This is a genomic window from Kluyvera sp. (assembly GCF_047971185.1).
GTDB lineage: Bacteria > Pseudomonadota > Gammaproteobacteria > Enterobacterales > Enterobacteriaceae > Kluyvera.
Genome location: NZ_JBKDZH010000042.1, coordinates 1 through 15,664 on the forward strand (window position 1 = coordinate 1; position 15,664 = coordinate 15,664).

Consider the following 15,664-nt stretch of genomic DNA (forward strand, 5'->3'; position numbering starts at 1 on the left):
CATATACCCTTCGACAACCAGCAGACGCGGTGGTTCAGCGTTGTGCTGCTGGGCTTCATAAAGGCCATACAGCTGACGGCCTTTATGGAAAATATCGGTTTCCGGGGAGTTCAGGTATTTCGGCGTATCGTTACCGAGTACGCGGCCACCAAAACCAATTACCCGGCCTCGTTTGTCGCGAATCGGGAACTTCACGCGATTGCGGAAACGGTCGTAGGTTCTTCCCTGGTCGTTATTGACCAGCATTCCGGCATCGAGCAGCAGTTTCCTGTTGTCGACATTGCCGCCGAAACGTTTTAAGGCGTTATCCCAGCCCGGCGGTGCAAAACCAATAGCAAATTGCTGGACAATCTCGGCACTCAGACCGCGTTGCTCCAGATACTGGCGTGCCGGCTCGGCATTGGGTTGAGCGAAGGATTGCTGATAAAAATCATTTAACCCTTCCATTAGCTGATAGAGATTCTGACGCTGGTGACGCTCTATCTGGCTAAGACCTGTTCCGGCTTCGTACGGCACTTCAAGGTTGTGCATGGCCGCCAGTTCTTCAACGGTTTCAACGAACTCGAGCTTGTCGTAGTTCATTAAAAAGTCGATGGCATTGCCGTGCGCGCCGCAGCCGAAGCAGTGGTAAAACTGCTTATCACCGTTCACGGTGAAAGAGGGGGTTTTCTCGTTATGGAACGGACAGCACGCATGGTAATTTTTGCCCTGCTTTTTCAGCTTCACCCGGGCATCGATCAGATCGATGATGTCGGTGCGCGCCAGCAGATCATTAATAAATACGCGTGGGATTCGTCCAGCCATAGGCCCCGTTTATTTACACTTCATCCTTCAAACTGTCTCTGCGTTGGCTGCGTTCGTTCACCCCTGTCACTTACTTATGTAAGCTCCGGGGATTCACTCACTTGCCGCCTTGATACAGCATGAATGATTTTGTGTAAATGATGATTTATAAACGAAAACAAGCCGCGCATTCCTTTCGGAAGCACGGCCTTGCAACTACAACTCGGTCTGTAACCTGAGAGCCGATGCTCTCAAGAGATTAGTACAGACGAGTACGGCGTGCGTTTTCGCGAGCCAGTTTCTTCGCGTGACGTTTCACTGCAGAAGCTTTAGCGCGCTTACGTTCGGTAGTCGGTTTTTCATAGAACTCACGACGACGAACTTCCGCCAGAACACCCGCTTTTTCACAGGAACGCTTGAAGCGACGCAGTGCTACGTCGAACGGCTCGTTTTCACGTACTTTAATTACCGGCATGTAACTCTCACCTTTAATAAATTCGGTTTGCCGCTGGCATCAACGCCAGCTTATTTCAAAATGGTGCGGAATTTTACTGCAAATGCTGTTGCTTTGTAAAGCACCGACGCGTTTTTGAACGGGACTTTTTAAGGGTGAGGAGTATACACGAGGCAGCCTGCCGGGGCGAACAATGTTTTACAAGCCGGGACAGAAAACCTACACTGCGCGGTATTGAAACGAGGTAAATCTAGCCATGCGTGTACTGGGTATTGAAACATCCTGCGATGAAACCGGCATCGCAATTTATGACGACGAAAAAGGTCTGTTAGCCAACCAGCTGTATAGTCAGGTGAAATTGCACGCTGACTACGGCGGCGTGGTGCCTGAGCTGGCGTCGCGCGACCACGTGCGTAAAACGGTTCCCCTGATTCAGGCGGCGTTAAAAGAAGCGAACCTGACGGCCAAAGATATCGACGCGGTGGCCTATACCGCCGGTCCGGGTCTGGTGGGTGCGCTGCTGGTTGGCGCAACCGTAGGGCGTTCGCTGGCGTTTGCCTGGAACGTGCCGGCCATTCCGGTACACCATATGGAAGGCCACTTGCTGGCGCCGATGCTGGAAGACAATCCGCCGCAATATCCATTTGTCGCGCTGCTGGTTTCCGGCGGGCACACGCAGCTGATTAGCGTGACTGGCATTGGTGAATACACGCTGCTGGGTGAGTCAATCGACGATGCGGCGGGCGAAGCCTTTGATAAAACCGCCAAGCTGCTCGGTCTGGATTATCCCGGCGGCCCAATGCTGTCGAAGCTGGCCTCTCAGGGAACGGAAGGGCGCTTTGTGTTCCCGCGTCCGATGACCGATCGCCCGGGGCTGGATTTCAGCTTCTCCGGCCTGAAAACCTTCGCGGCGAACACCATTCGCAATAACGGCAATGACGATCAAACCCGCGCCGATATCGCCCGCGCCTTTGAAGATGCGGTGGTGGATACGCTGATGATCAAGTGCAAACGCGCGCTGGATCAAACCGGCTTTAAGCGCCTGGTGATGGCGGGCGGCGTAAGCGCTAACCGTACGCTGCGCGCGAAGCTGGCGACCATGATGCAGAAACGCGGCGGTGAAGTATTCTACGCGCGTCCGGAGTTTTGTACCGACAACGGCGCGATGATTGCTTATGCCGGCATGGTGCGCCTGAAAACGGGCGTCAATGCATCGCTGGGCGTGACCGTGCGTCCGCGTTGGCCGCTGGCGGAGCTGCCGGCCGCCTGACTTTCTGGCTGGCGCTCGTAACGAAAAGCCCTCCTGATGCGGAGGGCTTTTTTGTGCGCGTTATTCAACGTCTTTGTGCTTACGCTTTTTCAGGCGCGACCAGATTTTTGTCTCCTGACGTCGCCACAGACGCTGAATGTTGTCATGATGGCGCAGCAGAATGAGGCATGACAGCATCGATACCGGGAAGGTGTACTGGGGCTTAAACCACCAGACGTAGAACGGGGCGACCAGCGCGCTGACGATGGCCCCCAGCGACGAATAGCCGCTAAGCAGAATGGTTAAAAGCCAGGTCCCAGCCATTACGCCGGTAAGATCCCAGCCGATAGGCGCAATCGCGCCGAACGCGGTTGCGACGCCTTTGCCACCCTGAAAATGGAAGAAAACCGGCCAGATATGGCCCATACAGGCGGCAATGGCGACCAGGCCCAGCCAGAACGGGGATAAACCAAGGGCATAAGCGCCCCAGACGGGCAGCATCCCTTTCAGGATGTCGAAAACCAGGACGGCCACGGCAGCGCCTTTGCCGCCGATGCGCAGGACATTGGTGGCGCCGGGGTTGCCGGAACCACTGGTGCGAGGGTCAGGCAACCCCGCGATGCGGCAGACCAGAATGGCGCTGGAGATTGAGCCGCAAAGGTAGGCAAGGAGGATCATTCCAGGCTCGATTGCACTCATAACGCTGTTCCATTTTGAAAATGTCGAAGTATTCTCTGCATCTGTGGATAATACGCATAATTCGCCGGAAGTGGTATCCGGTTTAGCCTAAAACCAAGCAGGTCGTGATGGATATTGTATTTATAGAGCAACTTTCGGTAATCACCACTATCGGTGTTTATGACTGGGAACAAACCATTGAACAGAAGCTGGTGTTCGATATCGAATTAGGCTGGGACAACCGTAAAGCCGCCGCCAGCGATAACGTCGAAGACTGCCTGAGCTATGCGGATATCAGCGACGCGGTGGTGAAACACGTCGAAGGCAGCCGTTTCGCGCTGGTAGAACGCGTAGCGGAAGAGGTTGCCGAGCTGCTGATGTCGCGCTTTAACTCCCCGTGGGTGCGCATTAAGGTGAGCAAGCCGGGCGCGGTGGCGCGCGCCGCCAACGTGGGCGTGATCGTCCAGCGTGGCCATAATCCTAATTAATCTTATTATTCGTCATATAACTTAAACCAAAGTGATTTATACCGGTCTTAGTGCCGGGTTTATTTTATTGTTTACATTTAAGGGTTTATTTAATGAGCGATATGCACTCGCTGCTGGTAGCGGCTATTCTGGGTGTGGTCGAAGGATTGACTGAATTTCTGCCCGTCTCCAGCACCGGCCATATGATTATCGTCGGCCATCTGCTGGGCTTTGAAGGAGATACGGCAAAGACGTTTGAGGTGGTGATCCAGCTGGGATCGATCCTCGCGGTGGTGGTGATGTTCTGGCGTCGGCTGTTTGGCCTGATTGGCATCCACTTTGGCCGTCCTCCGGTGCATGAAGGGGAAGGTTCAGGCCGTTTGTCGCTCATTCACATTCTGCTCGGAATGATCCCGGCGGTGGTGCTGGGGCTGGTCTTCCACGATACCATCAAGTCGCTGTTTAACCCGATTAACGTGATGTATGCGCTGGTGGTGGGTGGTTTACTGCTGATTGCCGCCGAGTGCCTGAAACCGAAGGTGCCACGCGCGGTCGGCGTTGACGATATGACATACCGTCAGGCGTTTATGATTGGCTGCTTCCAGTGTCTGGCGCTGTGGCCGGGCTTTTCCCGCTCCGGGGCGACCATTTCCGGCGGCATGCTGATGGGCGTGAGCCGCTATGCGGCATCCGAGTTCTCTTTCCTGCTGGCGGTGCCGATGATGATGGGCGCCACCATGCTGGATCTCTACAAGAGCTGGCACTTCCTGACCGTTGGCGATATCCCGATGTTTGCCGTCGGGTTTGTGATGGCCTTCCTGGTCGCCCTGGTCGCCATCAAAACCTTCCTGCAGCTGATTAAGCGTATTTCGTTTATTCCGTTCGCTATCTATCGCTTCATCGTTGCAGCCGCGGTCTACGTGGTCTTCTTCTGAAGCCGTGCCCTCAGTCTTTCGGCTGGGGGCAACGCTGTTCCTTCCAGTTGGCCACCGCCTGAATCCGGCGTCGCGTCAGCTCTTCGCGAATTTCCGGGCCTTTAAATCCGGCCTCAATCACCTCTTTGTTGCCCACGCTTTTCGCCGCGATCCACGCTTCACGCAGCAGGCGGCCCTGCGGGTAGTCACAGGCTTCGAAGCGGGTACGCCCGCGGACGTCCGCCTCGCTGGTGAGCGCAATTTGTTCCACACGCTGCGGCTTGCGCCAGGCGTCGATGGAATCGAAAAGTTTGACCAGCGTTTTGGGCTGGAGGATCGGCAGGGTATGGATCAGGTCATGGAATTCGGCGACCAGTTTTGCCAGCTCGCGCATTTCGTTTGGTACCTTCAGGCGCTGGCACAGCTGCTCGACCAGCTTAACCCCCGCCGGGCCGTGACCGTGGTGACGCGGCCACAGCGCTTTGGGCGTCAGCCCCTTGCCTAAGTCGTGGCACAGCGTAGCGAAGCGGACGTCAATATCCGGGCTGAGCATCGCGGCCATCGATACCGTCATCAGGGTGTGAACGCCGGTGTCAATTTCCGGGTGCCATTTCTCCGGAGCGGGGACGCCAAACAGCGCGTCGATTTCCGGGAACAGCACCTTCAGCGCGCCGCAGTCGCGCAGCGTCTGGAAGAAAACCTGCGGGTTGCGGGTGCCGAGCGCGCTTTCCGTCTCTTTCCAGACGCGTTCGGGCGTCAGGTGCGCCAGTTCGCCGGCGTCGGCCATCTCGCGCATCAGCGCCAGGGTTTCGTCGGCAATACGGAAGCTAAGGTGTGCATAGCGCGCGGCAAAACGCGCGACGCGCAGCTCGCGCAGCGGGTCTTCGGCGAAGGCAGGGGAAACGTGGCGCAGGATGCGCTGTTGCAGATCGCGCTGGCCGCCGTAGGGGTCGATAATGGCCCCGTCGGCGTCCTGGGCGAGGGCGTTAACGGTGAGGTCGCGGCGCAGCAGGTCCTGCTCCAGCGTGACGTCCGGCGCTGCGTAGCAGGTAAAGCCGGTATAACCGGAACCCGATTTCCGCTCGGTGCGCGCCAGCGCGTACTCTTCATGGCTATCCGGGTGCAAAAACACCGGAAAATCGCGGCCTACCTGCTGGTAGCCCGCATCAAGCATTTGCTGCGGCGTGGCGCCGACCACTACCCAATCTTTATCTTTGATCGGTAGGCCTAATAGCCCGTCCCGAACCGCTCCGCCGACCAGATAACTCTTCACGCCACGCTTCTCCTCATCATTTTCTTTCTGATAATACGAAAGATGTCGACGTAAGGCGAATTGGCTTAGTTCATCCAGCGATCTTTACGTTTACGGCTTGGGATGATGTGCGGCAGAACCAGACCGAGCAGTAGGCCAATACCGAGCACGCCGCCGCCGTACATAAACCACTGCATGATGATGGTGCGCTGCTTATCATCAAGCTGCAGATTCGCGGCGTTCACCTTTTTCTGCGCTACGATCAGCTCGTTTTTCAGCTTCTGGTTCTCGTTTTTCAAGCCGTTGATCACCGTATCGCTCTCGGAAACCTTTTTCTGCATTTCTGCGGTGCGCTGGTTCCAGGTGGTGTCGATGTTGTTCAGCTTGTCGGTCAGGGTTTTGACCTGATTTTCCAGATCCGGCACGCGGGTGCGCAGGCTTGGCGTGGCGGTCAGCTCTTTGAGCGGGATCCACGCGGTGCGGCCGTTGCTGTCGCGCACCTGGCCGTACTGGGTGTTTTCGTTGGTCTGCAGCAGGGTAACTTCTTCACCCGCGTTGACGGTGCCCGCCAGGCGATAGTTATCGCCCGGGCCGCTGCGTACCCAGGTGTTCAGTTCATCGGAGACGTAACGCTTTTCATCGGCATGCGCGACGGTTGAAGCGGTAAGTGCAAGTAAAGTAATGGCAATTAAGCGTAATTTTGGCATCAGATCATCGTTTTTGTCATAAAAGTGGAACGATAGTAGTGGCAACAGTCTGACGACGCAAAGCATTCTGCGGCAATCGGAATCCTCCAGGAGGAAAAAACGCCATCAGCTGCTGACCTGACAAATTGCGCATTGCATGGCAATTTGTCGCAAAATACTATCTACTGACAAAAAGAATACCTGTAAGTTCGCCGTAAAGGTATTTCCCGGCAACGAAACCATAAGAATTCAGTCATGGCTCAAGAAATCGAACTCAAATTTATCGTCGATGGCGCTGGCGTTGAAACGCTGCGCAACCACCTTCACACGCTGCCAGCAGAACACACCCCGCCGGTGCAGCTGCTGAATATCTATTACGAAACCGCCGATAACTGGCTGCGTCGCCATGACATGGGGCTGCGCATCCGCGGCGATAATGGTCGTTACGAGATGACCATGAAAATCGCCGGCCGCACCGTGGGCGGGCTGCATCAGCGTCCGGAATACAATATCGACATTAGCACCCCCGAGCTGGCGCTTGATCAGCTGCCTGCTGAAGTCTGGCCGAACGGCGAAATGCCGGAAGGGCTGGCTGAGCAGGTCAACCCGCTGTTCAGCACTGACTTTTACCGTGAAAAATGGGTGGTGAAGCACGGCAAAAGCCAGATTGAAATCGCGCTGGATCAGGGGGAGGTTAAAGCCGGTGAGCATCAGGAAGCCATTTGCGAACTGGAGCTGGAACTGCTGAGCGGCGAGACTGCCGACGTGCTGACGCTGGCGAAACAGCTGGTTGAGACCGGCCTGCTGCGTCAGGGCAGCCTGAGCAAAGCCGCGCGCGGCTATCATCTGGCGCAAGGCAACCCGGTGAGGGAGCTGCAGCCGCTGACCATTTTAGCGCTGCCGCCGAAAGCGACGGTGGGCCAGGCGATGGAAGCGGCGCTGGAAAAAGCGCTGGCGCACTGGCAGTACCATGAAGAGCTGTGGCTGCGCGGTCACAAAAAAGCGAAAGCCGAAGTGATCAACGCGCTGGGCCTGGTGCGTCATATCCTGACCCTGTTCGGCGGCATCGTGCCGCGTAAAGCCAGCGCCAGCCTGCGTGACGGGCTCACTCAGGTCGACGCGCTGATGGCCAGCGATGCTTCCGCGCATGATGCCGTCTTCAGCCGTGAAACAGCGGTGACCAAGCTAGCCTACACCGAGTGGCTGGTGACGCGCGGCTGGCAGCCGTTTATTGATGCCAAAGCCGAAGCCAAACTGGCCGACTCGTTTAAACGCTTTGCCGATATTCATCTTTCTCGTCAGGCCGCCGAACTGCGCACGACCTTCGCCTATCCGCTGGGTGATGCGTATGGCGACCAACTGCCGCGTCTGACGCGCGATATCAACACCGTCCATCTGCTGGCTGGCTACTACGACCACGAGCAGGCGGCGAACTGGCTGGCCAACTGGCAGGGCCTGCGCCACGCCATCGAAACCCGTCAGCACATTGAGATTGAACATTACCGCAATGAGGCACTGTCGGTTGAGCCGTTCTGGCTCCACAGCGGAAAACGTTAATTAACTTCAGGGAACCCGTGTATGACGCCGCTTTCTTCGCAGTTACAGCAGCACTGGCAAACGCTCCTCGATCGCGCCCCGGACGATGTTCCCCTCGGGGCGTTGAGTGCCGAAGCGCAGGCCGTTTGCACCTTCAGTGATTTTGTTCAGCAAAGTTTAACGGCGCATCCCGAGTGGCTGGCGTCGCTGGAAAGCGAGCCGCCGCAGGCGGACGAGTGGCGGCAGTACGCGGGCTGGCTGCAGGCCGAGCTGGCGGAGGTTTACGACGAAGCGGCGCTGATGCGCGCGCTGCGTCTGTTCCGTCGCCGGATCATGGTGCGTATCGCCTGGTCACAGGCGCTGTCGCAGGTTTCCGAAGAAGATACGCTCCAGCAGCTTAGCCATCTGGCGGAGACGCTGATCGTCAGCGCCCGCAACTGGCTGTATGACGCCTGCTGCCGCGAGTGGGGCACGCCGTGTAGCGCCGACGGCGTTCCGCAGCCGCTGCTGATTCTCGGCATGGGCAAGCTCGGTGGCGGCGAGCTGAACTTCTCTTCCGATATCGATCTGATCTTTGCCTGGCCGGAGCACGGCAGCACCCAGGGCGGGCGGCGTGAGCTGGATAACGCCCAGTTCTTCACCCGCCTGGGGCAGCGGTTAATTAAAGTGCTCGACCAGCCCACCCAGGACGGTTTTGTCTACCGCGTGGATATGCGCCTGCGGCCGTTCGGCGACAGCGGCCCGCTGGTGCTGAGCTTTGCGGCGCTGGAAGATTATTACCAGGAGCAGGGGCGCGACTGGGAGCGCTACGCGATGGTGAAAGCGCGCATCATGGGCGATGACGATGGCGTTTACACCAGCGAGCTGCGCGCGATGCTGCGGCCCTTTGTCTTCCGTCGCTATATCGACTTCAGCGTGATTCAGTCTCTGCGCAACATGAAAGGGATGATCACCCGCGAAGTGCGTCGTCGTGGCTTGAAGGACAACATCAAGCTGGGCGCGGGCGGCATTCGCGAAATCGAGTTTATCGTTCAGGTCTTCCAGTTGATTCGCGGTGGCCGCGAGCCGACGCTGCAAAGCCGTTCGCTGCTACCGACGTTGACCGCCATTGAGGCGCTCAATCTGCTGTCAGAAAACGATGCGCAGGTGCTGCGTGAAGCGTATCTGTTCCTGCGTCGCCTGGAAAACCTGCTGCAAAGTATTAACGACGAGCAGACGCAAACGCTGCCCGGCGACGATCTTAACCGTGCGCGTCTGGCGTGGGGCATGCATTTTGCCGACTGGGAGACACTCACGGAACGGCTGGATGCGCTGATGGCGCAGGTGCGACGGGTGTTTAACGAGCTTATCGGCGATGATGAAGAAAGTTCGCAGGAAGAGCAGTTGTCGGAGTCCTGGCGTGAACTGTGGCAGGACACGCTGCAGGAGGATGATTCACCGGCTGTGCTGATTCACCTTAGCGACGACGATCGTCATCGCGTGTTGTCGCAGATTGCCGATTTCCGCAAAGAGCTGGATAAGCGTACCATCGGCCCGCGCGGGCGTCAGGTGCTGGATTCACTGATGCCGCATCTGCTCAGCGAAGTGTGCGCCCGCGAGGACGCGCTGGTGCTGCTGTCGCGCATTACGCCGCTGCTGAGCGGCATCGTCACCCGAACGACCTATCTGGAGCTGCTGAGCGAGTACCCCGGTACGCTGAAGCATCTGATTCGCCTGTGTGCGGCTTCGCCGATGGTGGCCAGCCAGCTGGCGCGCTATCCGCTGCTGCTGGACGAACTGCTTGACCCGAACACGCTGTACCAGCCGACGGCTACCGACGCCTATCGCGACGAACTGCGCCAGTATCTGCTGCGCGTGCCGGAAGAAGACGAAGAGCAACAGCTGGAAGCACTGCGTCAGTTTAAACAGGCGCAGCTGCTGCACATTGCGGCGGCCGATATCGCTGGCACGCTGCCGGTCATGAAGGTCAGTGACCACTTAACCTGGCTGGCCGAGGCGATGATTGACGCTGTGGTGCAGCAGGCGTGGGTGCAAATGGTGGCGCGCTACGGCCAGCCGACCCACCTGCGTGAACGCTCCGGTCGCGGTTTTGCGGTGATTGGCTATGGCAAGCTGGGCGGCTGGGAGCTAGGCTACAGCTCGGATCTCGACCTGGTGTTCCTGCACGACTGCCCGATGGATGCGATGACCGACGGCGAGCGCGAGATTGACGGCCGCCAGTTCTATCTGCGACTGGCGCAGCGCATTATGCACCTGTTCAGCACCCGTACGTCATCCGGTATTTTGTATGAAGTGGATGCCCGTCTGCGCCCGTCCGGTGCGGCCGGGATGCTGGTGACGACCGCCGAAGCGTTTGCCGATTATCAGCAGAACGAAGCGTGGACCTGGGAGCATCAGGCGTTGGTGCGCGCCCGCGTGGTGTATGGCGATCCGCAGCTTCAGCAGCAGTTTGATGCGATCCGTCGTCAGATCCTGACCAATGCGCGCGACGGCGCGGCGCTGCAAACCGAAGTCCGTGAGATGCGGGAAAAAATGCGCGCTCACCTCGGCGGCAAGCAGCGTGACCGTTTTGACATTAAAACCGACGCTGGCGGTATCACCGATATTGAGTTTATTACCCAGTATCTGGTGCTGCGCTATGCCCACGAGAAGCCGAAGCTGACCCGCTGGTCGGATAACGTGCGCATCCTCGAACTGCTGGCGCAAAACGACATTATGGATGAGCAGGAAGCGCAGGCGTTAACCCGCGCTTACACCACGCTGCGCGATGCGTTACATCACCTGGCGCTTCAGGAGCTGCCGGGCAATGTGGATCTGGCGAGCTTCGTTAAAGAGCGCGAGCTGGTGAGCGCCAGCTGGCAGAAGTGGCTGGTTCAACCGTGAAATGTGCTATTATCGCGCGAAAATTTTGATTCTCTCAGGAGACACGAATGAAAGTGACGCTGCCGGAATTTGAACGTGCAGGAGTGATGGTGGTTGGCGACGTGATGCTGGATCGCTACTGGTATGGCCCAACCAGCCGTATTTCCCCGGAAGCCCCGGTACCGGTGGTTAAGGTGGAAACGATCGAAGAGCGTCCCGGCGGCGCGGCGAACGTGGCTATGAACATCGCTTCCCTGGGCGCGAATTCTCGTCTCGTGGGCCTGACCGGCATTGATGATGCTGCGCGCGCGCTGAACAAAGCGCTGGCTGACGTGAACGTCAAATGTGATTTCGTCTCTGTGCCGACGCACCCGACCATCACCAAGCTGCGCGTGCTGTCGCGCAACCAGCAGCTGATTCGTCTTGATTTCGAAGAAGGTTTTGCCGGTGTGGATCCGCAGCCGCTGCACGACCGTATCCAGAGCGGCCTGCCGAACGTGGGCGCGCTGGTGCTTTCCGACTACGCCAAGGGCGCGCTGGAAAGCGTGCAGCAGATGATTAAGCTGGCGCGTCAGGCGAAAGTACCGGTATTGATCGATCCGAAAGGGACTGATTTTGAACGCTATCGCGGCGCGACGCTGCTGACGCCGAACCTGTCCGAGTTCGAAGCGGTAGTGGGTAAATGTAAAAGCGAAGAAGAGCTGGTTGAGCGCGGCATGAAATTGATTGCTGATTTCGATCTTGCCGCGTTGTTAGTGACTCGCTCCGAGCAGGGCATGACGCTGCTGCAGCCAGGCAAAGCACCGCTGCATCAGCCAACCCAGGCACAGGAAGTGTACGACGTCACTGGTGCCGGTGATACGGTGATTGGCGTGCTGGCGGCAACGCTGGCTTCCGGTAAAACCCTGGAAGAGGCCTGCTTCTTCGCTAACGCGGCGGCGGGCGTGGTGGTCGGTAAGCTGGGTACCTCTACCGTTTCTCCTATCGAACTGGAAAACGCCGTGCGCGGTCGTGCCGATACTGGTTTTGGCGTGATGAGCGAAGAAGAATTGAAGCAGGCGGTCGCCGCCGCGCGTCGTCGCGGTGAGAAAGTCGTGATGACCAACGGCGTGTTCGACATTCTGCATGCGGGCCACGTCTCTTATCTGGCTAACGCGCGTAAGCTTGGCGATCGCCTGATCGTGGCGGTTAACAGCGACGCTTCAACGAAACGTCTGAAAGGCGAGTCGCGTCCGGTTAACCCGCTGGATCAGCGGATGATCGTGCTGGGTGCGCTGGAGTCGGTCGACTGGGTGGTGTCGTTTGAAGAAGATACGCCGCAGCGCCTGATTGCCGGGATCCTGCCGGATCGTCTGGTGAAGGGCGGCGACTATAAGCCAGAACAAATTGCCGGGAGCGAAGAAGTGTGGGCGAACGGCGGTGAAGTGCTGGTGCTGAATTTTGAAGATGGTTGTTCGACCACCAACATTATTAAGAAGATTCAGAAGGATAGCGGGAAGTAACGCTTCGCGCTTCCCCTCACCCCGGCCCTCTCCCCAAAGGGGCGAGGGAGAAAACCGAACGGTCCCCTCTCCCTTTTGGTGAGAGGGTTAGGGTGAGGGGGCAGTTCTGATTACTCTTTTTCTTCAGCAACTGGCGCCGCGTCGCGGTTTTCCAGCTCGCTAATCCGCTGCTCCAGCAGCGCCAGCTTTTCACGGGTGCGCAGAAGCACCTGCGTTTGTACGTCAAACTCTTCGCGGCTCACCACATCAAGGCGCGTCAGCTGAGACTGGATCACCTGGCGAACTTTCTTCTCTACGTCATCCCCGAACTCACGCAGCCCTTTCGGCATGGATTCGTGAACCTGGCGGGCGATTTGTTCAATTTTCTTCGGGTCGATCATCTCTGTTTCCCTGATTCTGTCGGCATTACCGCTATTGTAGTGTCTTCTCCCGATACGATAAACCAGAATTGTTCGAAGCTTATGCATTGCCGAAGATAATCATTAGCGTTATAGTGAGTACGCTTATTCTCAGGGCGGGGCGAAATTCCCCACCGGCGGTAAATCAGCTACGGCTGAAAGCCCGCGAGCGCTTCAGATCCAATCTGAAGGTCAGCAGATCCGGTGTAATTCCGGGGCCGACGGTTAAAGTCCGGATGGGAGAGAGTAACGATCCAGTTGGGTTTAGCCCGCTCGCGTTATCTATTTGCCGTTTATCGGCACTCCTAAGACTGCCCTGATTCTGGTAACCATAATTTTAATGAGGTTTTTTTACCATGAATCAGACGCTACTTTCCTCTTTTGGTACTCCGTTCGAACGCGTTGAAAACGCACTGATTGCCCTGCGCGAAGGCCGCGGCGCGATGGTGCTGGACGACGAAGATCGCGAGAACGAAGGCGACATGATCTTTGCCGCCGAAAACATGACCGTTGAACAAATGGCGCTGACTATCCGTCACGGTAGCGGCATCGTTTGTCTGTGTCTGACCGACGAACGTCGTAAACAGCTGGATCTGCCGATGATGGTGGACAACAACACCAGCGCCTACGGTACCGGTTTTACCGTCACCATCGAAGCGGCGCACGGCGTCACCACCGGCGTTTCCGCCGCTGACCGCCTGACCACCGTTCGTGCGGCGATCGCTGATAACGCGAAACCGTCCGACCTCAACCGTCCGGGCCACGTATTCCCGCTGCGCGCGCAGCCGGGCGGCGTTCTGACCCGCGGTGGCCACACCGAAGCGACTATCGATCTGGTGAGCCTTGCCGGCTTCAAGCCCGCTGGCGTACTGTGTGAGCTGACCAACGACGATGGCAGCATGGCGCGCGCGCCGGAGTGCATCAAGTTTGCGCAAGAACACAATATGGCGCTGGTGACCATTGAAGATCTGGTGGCTTACCGTCGTGAGCACGAGCGTAAAGCAAGCTAAGTGCCATTCTGCTGACGCCGGGAGAGATCCCGGCGTCGCTGCGCTTGGCCGGGCTACACCGGGCCTAGTTATAGTTAATCTTAAATAGCACCACCGATTCGAAGTGCCCCACCTTAACGTCCTCCCCCGTCACTTTAGATAACTCAGCCGTATAGTCCTGCTTCACGGAAAGCTGTGAGCCGGTAAAATCGGCATACTCCGCGTACTGGTTAAAGGTGCTGAGCGAATTGTCGCTGGCATTGCGAATTTGTAGCTGCAGGCCGTTGCCAATCAGCAGTGCGGTATCGTCGTCGCCCAGCGTTTCAGTGGTATAGAACGACGACAACACCTTAAAGCCGTCGGTGCACATGCCGTCCTGGCTTTTGGTGGTGGTGATGGAGAATTCGCGAGCCATGGCGCCGCTGGCAATTTCGTACGGGTTAAACGAGCCAAAATCAATCACCTGATTGGCCGGGTTAATATCAAAGCTTACGCTGCAATCGAGTACGCGGATATTTTCCAGACCGTTGACGTGGTATTTGAGGTTGTAGGCGTCCGGGCTTTGGTTCCAGCCGTCGGCGCCGTCAAACTGCACTAGCGTAAAGTCGCCCAGCGTACTCTGATAATCATGCGCGGGTATGGCTTTTAGCTTTACATACAACCGCATACGGGCGATAAAAGTGCGCGAATAGTGGGTGTCGTCGGCGTTTTGGCTGCACAGTCGACCTTCCCATCCCGATGCTCTGATCTGATCGGCGGTAAATTTTTCGTAGTAGACATTATCGATGCAGGTGTTGGTATCGATGCCTACCGCGCCCTGCGTGGAGTCATAGTCGACGCCCGCGTAGGTGACGCCAAGCTGATAGTACGGATCGTCGACCGAGGAATAGGGATTTAACCATGCGTACACGTGCTCGCCGACGCGAACGCCGCCTTCCGTTCTATCGCCGTTGTCGCAGTACACGGGCACTTTGATATCGCCGCTTTCCCAAATTTTATCGCCAACCTGGGCATTATTGGGCACGGCAAACTCATCGATGGTTTGATACTTCTCGGTGGGGCCGCCAGAGGCGCCAAGATAGCAGTGTACCGCCCACGCCGCCTGAAAAGGGCCAAACAGCAGCGCCAGCAGCAGCAGTGAGGAAAGTCGACGGATCATTTTTTAGCCTCCGGCACGGTAAAGGTACAGACGCCGTGGCAGTTCAGCAGTAGCATCCGCAGCGCGCCGTAGTCATCCATATAACCGAGATAGAAACCTGGCCCGCCGTTCGCCCCGACATTCAGGCTGGCAGAGCCGAACGGCGCAAGCATGGTGGTTTTAAACCCAGGGAGCACGCCGCGCAGATCGTGGCCCAGGTAGGCCAACGTAATGTAGTAGGGGGTTGGGTTGGCGATTTGCAGGGTTTTGCCACTCAGCCTGAACGTCATGGCGTGTTCCGTCAGGTCGCCTGGCTTTTTCTTTAGCGCCGTCGGACGCCAGAACATTTTTATTTTGGACTGCATCGCCACCTGCACTACGGCATGATTATCGCCGGCATCAGGCGCGGGTGGAATTTCGCGAATATTGTAGTAAAACAGCGATTCCCGATCGGCGGGCAGCGTGGCGACGCTACCCTGCTTGACGATGCGTACCTGAGTCACCGCGCCCGGCTCCAGCCGCTGCATTGGCGGCAGCGCGGCAAAAAAGGCATCGCTCTTTGTGCCCTTTTCATCTTCAATCCACGAGTAGGCCAGATAGGGAAGCTCTTTGCTGGCGTTGGTGAGCTTCAGGCTTGCCGCTTTGCTGGCGGCGTTGAAAATCACCCGGGTACGATCCGGCGAGACGGCGGCCTGCCCGGTGAGTGAGAGGGCGAGCAGTAGCCAGAGGAGTCCTTTCATATGCGTCATTTCTTCA

General features: G+C 57.5%; 15 protein-coding genes and 1 riboswitch. Of the genes, 7 read left to right on the forward strand and 8 right to left on the reverse strand.

The features are described 5' to 3' along the window. On the reverse strand, window positions 1–804 hold an 804-nt coding region (gene dnaG, locus ACK5JN_RS11465), incomplete at its 3' end, for a DNA primase (protein ID WP_416870287.1). A 238-nt stretch (window positions 805–1,042) separates the two neighbouring features. After that, window positions 1,043–1,258, reverse strand: coding sequence for a 30S ribosomal protein S21 (rpsU, locus tag ACK5JN_RS11470; protein ID WP_001144069.1), 216 nt, complete (start codon window positions 1,256–1,258; stop codon window positions 1,043–1,045). 235 nt (window positions 1,259–1,493) lie between these two features. Between rpsU and tsaD the strand changes: the two genes are divergently transcribed. Then, window positions 1,494–2,507: a tRNA (adenosine(37)-N6)-threonylcarbamoyltransferase complex transferase subunit TsaD gene (gene tsaD, locus ACK5JN_RS11475; protein ID WP_416870288.1), complete on the forward strand. Its 1,014-nt coding sequence runs from the start codon at window positions 1,494–1,496 to the stop codon at window positions 2,505–2,507. Between the two features lie 60 nt (window positions 2,508–2,567). Here tsaD and plsY read toward each other — a convergent pair whose 3' ends face one another. Beyond that, window positions 2,568–3,185: a glycerol-3-phosphate 1-O-acyltransferase PlsY gene (gene plsY / locus ACK5JN_RS11480; protein WP_416870289.1), complete on the reverse strand. Its 618-nt coding sequence runs from the start codon at window positions 3,183–3,185 to the stop codon at window positions 2,568–2,570. A 107-nt stretch (window positions 3,186–3,292) separates the two neighbouring features. Between plsY and folB the strand changes: the two genes are divergently transcribed. Together folB and bacA are read left to right on the forward strand one after the other, a co-directional pair. Continuing rightward, a complete protein-coding gene (gene folB / locus ACK5JN_RS11485) occupies window positions 3,293–3,652 on the forward strand; it encodes a bifunctional dihydroneopterin aldolase/7,8-dihydroneopterin epimerase (RefSeq protein ID WP_416870290.1) in 360 nt (119 codons plus the stop codon). Window positions 3,653–3,744: 92 nt separating this feature from the next. After that, the gene (bacA, locus tag ACK5JN_RS11490) at window positions 3,745–4,566 is read left to right on the forward strand and encodes an undecaprenyl-diphosphate phosphatase (protein WP_416870291.1); all 822 of its coding nucleotides are present in this window, start codon (window positions 3,745–3,747) and stop codon (window positions 4,564–4,566) included. 10 nt (window positions 4,567–4,576) lie between these two features. Here the strand turns inward: bacA and ACK5JN_RS11495 are convergent, their stop codons facing one another. Together ACK5JN_RS11495 and ACK5JN_RS11500 are read right to left on the reverse strand one after the other, a co-directional pair. Continuing rightward, entirely contained in the window at window positions 4,577–5,818 is a 1,242-nt protein-coding gene (locus ACK5JN_RS11495) for a multifunctional CCA addition/repair protein (RefSeq protein ID WP_416870292.1), read from the reverse strand. A 65-nt stretch (window positions 5,819–5,883) separates the two neighbouring features. Next, on the reverse strand, window positions 5,884–6,504 hold the full coding sequence (locus ACK5JN_RS11500; RefSeq protein WP_416870293.1) for a TIGR04211 family SH3 domain-containing protein: 621 nt from the start codon (window positions 6,502–6,504) through the stop codon (window positions 5,884–5,886). A gap of 234 nt (window positions 6,505–6,738) precedes the next feature. On the opposite strand from ACK5JN_RS11500, the gene ACK5JN_RS11505 reads away from it, so the two are divergent. Genes ACK5JN_RS11505 through hldE form a run of 3 tightly spaced genes read left to right on the forward strand, consistent with a single transcriptional unit; the run spans window position 6,739 to window position 12,383 of the window. Beyond that, complete coding sequence (locus ACK5JN_RS11505) at window positions 6,739–8,040, forward strand: inorganic triphosphatase (RefSeq protein WP_416870294.1); 1,302 nt, start codon at window positions 6,739–6,741, stop codon at window positions 8,038–8,040. A gap of 21 nt (window positions 8,041–8,061) precedes the next feature. Further along, window positions 8,062–10,902, forward strand: a complete 2,841-nt coding sequence (glnE, locus tag ACK5JN_RS11510; protein WP_416870295.1) for a bifunctional [glutamate--ammonia ligase]-adenylyl-L-tyrosine phosphorylase/[glutamate--ammonia-ligase] adenylyltransferase — start codon at window positions 8,062–8,064, stop codon at window positions 10,900–10,902. A 47-nt stretch (window positions 10,903–10,949) separates the two neighbouring features. Then, window positions 10,950–12,383 carry a bifunctional D-glycero-beta-D-manno-heptose-7-phosphate kinase/D-glycero-beta-D-manno-heptose 1-phosphate adenylyltransferase HldE gene (gene hldE, locus ACK5JN_RS11515; protein WP_416870296.1) on the forward strand — a complete coding sequence of 478 codons (1,434 nt, stop codon included), beginning with the start codon at window positions 10,950–10,952 and terminating at the stop codon, window positions 12,381–12,383. 110 nt (window positions 12,384–12,493) lie between these two features. Here hldE and ubiK read toward each other — a convergent pair whose 3' ends face one another. After that, the gene (gene ubiK, locus ACK5JN_RS11520) at window positions 12,494–12,763 is read right to left on the reverse strand and encodes a ubiquinone biosynthesis accessory factor UbiK (RefSeq protein WP_416870297.1); all 270 of its coding nucleotides are present in this window, start codon (window positions 12,761–12,763) and stop codon (window positions 12,494–12,496) included. A gap of 121 nt (window positions 12,764–12,884) precedes the next feature. Further along, window positions 12,885–13,033: riboswitch (FMN riboswitch) on the forward strand. Window positions 13,034–13,137: 104 nt separating this feature from the next. Between ubiK and ribB the strand changes: the two genes are divergently transcribed. After that, complete coding sequence (gene ribB / locus ACK5JN_RS11525) at window positions 13,138–13,791, forward strand: 3,4-dihydroxy-2-butanone-4-phosphate synthase (RefSeq protein WP_416870298.1); 654 nt, start codon at window positions 13,138–13,140, stop codon at window positions 13,789–13,791. Window positions 13,792–13,855: 64 nt separating this feature from the next. On the opposite strand, the gene ACK5JN_RS11530 is transcribed toward ribB, so the two are convergent. Further along, complete coding sequence (locus ACK5JN_RS11530) at window positions 13,856–14,929, reverse strand: fimbrial protein (protein ID WP_416870299.1); 1,074 nt, start codon at window positions 14,927–14,929, stop codon at window positions 13,856–13,858. Beyond that, a complete protein-coding gene (locus tag ACK5JN_RS11535; protein WP_416870300.1) occupies window positions 14,926–15,657 on the reverse strand; it encodes a molecular chaperone in 732 nt (243 codons plus the stop codon). Before ACK5JN_RS11535 ends, ACK5JN_RS11530 begins: the two co-directional genes overlap by 4 nt. Window positions 15,658–15,664 lie beyond the last annotated feature (7 nt).

Excerpts from the sequence above, each read along its gene's own strand:
- rpsU (WP_001144069.1), bottom strand. The coding sequence starts at position 1,258 with ATGCCGGTAATTAAAGTACGTGAAAACGAGCCGTTCGACGTAGCACTG.
- tsaD (WP_416870288.1), top strand. The coding sequence starts at position 1,494 with ATGCGTGTACTGGGTATTGAAACATCCTGCGATGAAACCGGCATCGCA.
- plsY (WP_416870289.1), bottom strand. The coding sequence starts at position 3,185 with ATGAGTGCAATCGAGCCTGGAATGATCCTCCTTGCCTACCTTTGCGGC.
- folB (WP_416870290.1), top strand. The coding sequence starts at position 3,293 with ATGGATATTGTATTTATAGAGCAACTTTCGGTAATCACCACTATCGGT.
- bacA (WP_416870291.1), top strand. The coding sequence starts at position 3,745 with ATGAGCGATATGCACTCGCTGCTGGTAGCGGCTATTCTGGGTGTGGTC.
- ACK5JN_RS11500 (WP_416870293.1), bottom strand. The coding sequence starts at position 6,504 with ATGCCAAAATTACGCTTAATTGCCATTACTTTACTTGCACTTACCGCT.
- ACK5JN_RS11505 (WP_416870294.1), top strand. The coding sequence starts at position 6,739 with ATGGCTCAAGAAATCGAACTCAAATTTATCGTCGATGGCGCTGGCGTT.
- glnE (WP_416870295.1), top strand. The coding sequence starts at position 8,062 with ATGACGCCGCTTTCTTCGCAGTTACAGCAGCACTGGCAAACGCTCCTC.
- hldE (WP_416870296.1), top strand. The coding sequence starts at position 10,950 with ATGAAAGTGACGCTGCCGGAATTTGAACGTGCAGGAGTGATGGTGGTT.
- ubiK (WP_416870297.1), bottom strand. The coding sequence starts at position 12,763 with ATGATCGACCCGAAGAAAATTGAACAAATCGCCCGCCAGGTTCACGAA.
- ribB (WP_416870298.1), top strand. The coding sequence starts at position 13,138 with ATGAATCAGACGCTACTTTCCTCTTTTGGTACTCCGTTCGAACGCGTT.
- ACK5JN_RS11530 (WP_416870299.1), bottom strand. The coding sequence starts at position 14,929 with ATGATCCGTCGACTTTCCTCACTGCTGCTGCTGGCGCTGCTGTTTGGC.
- ACK5JN_RS11535 (WP_416870300.1), bottom strand. The coding sequence starts at position 15,657 with ATGACGCATATGAAAGGACTCCTCTGGCTACTGCTCGCCCTCTCACTC.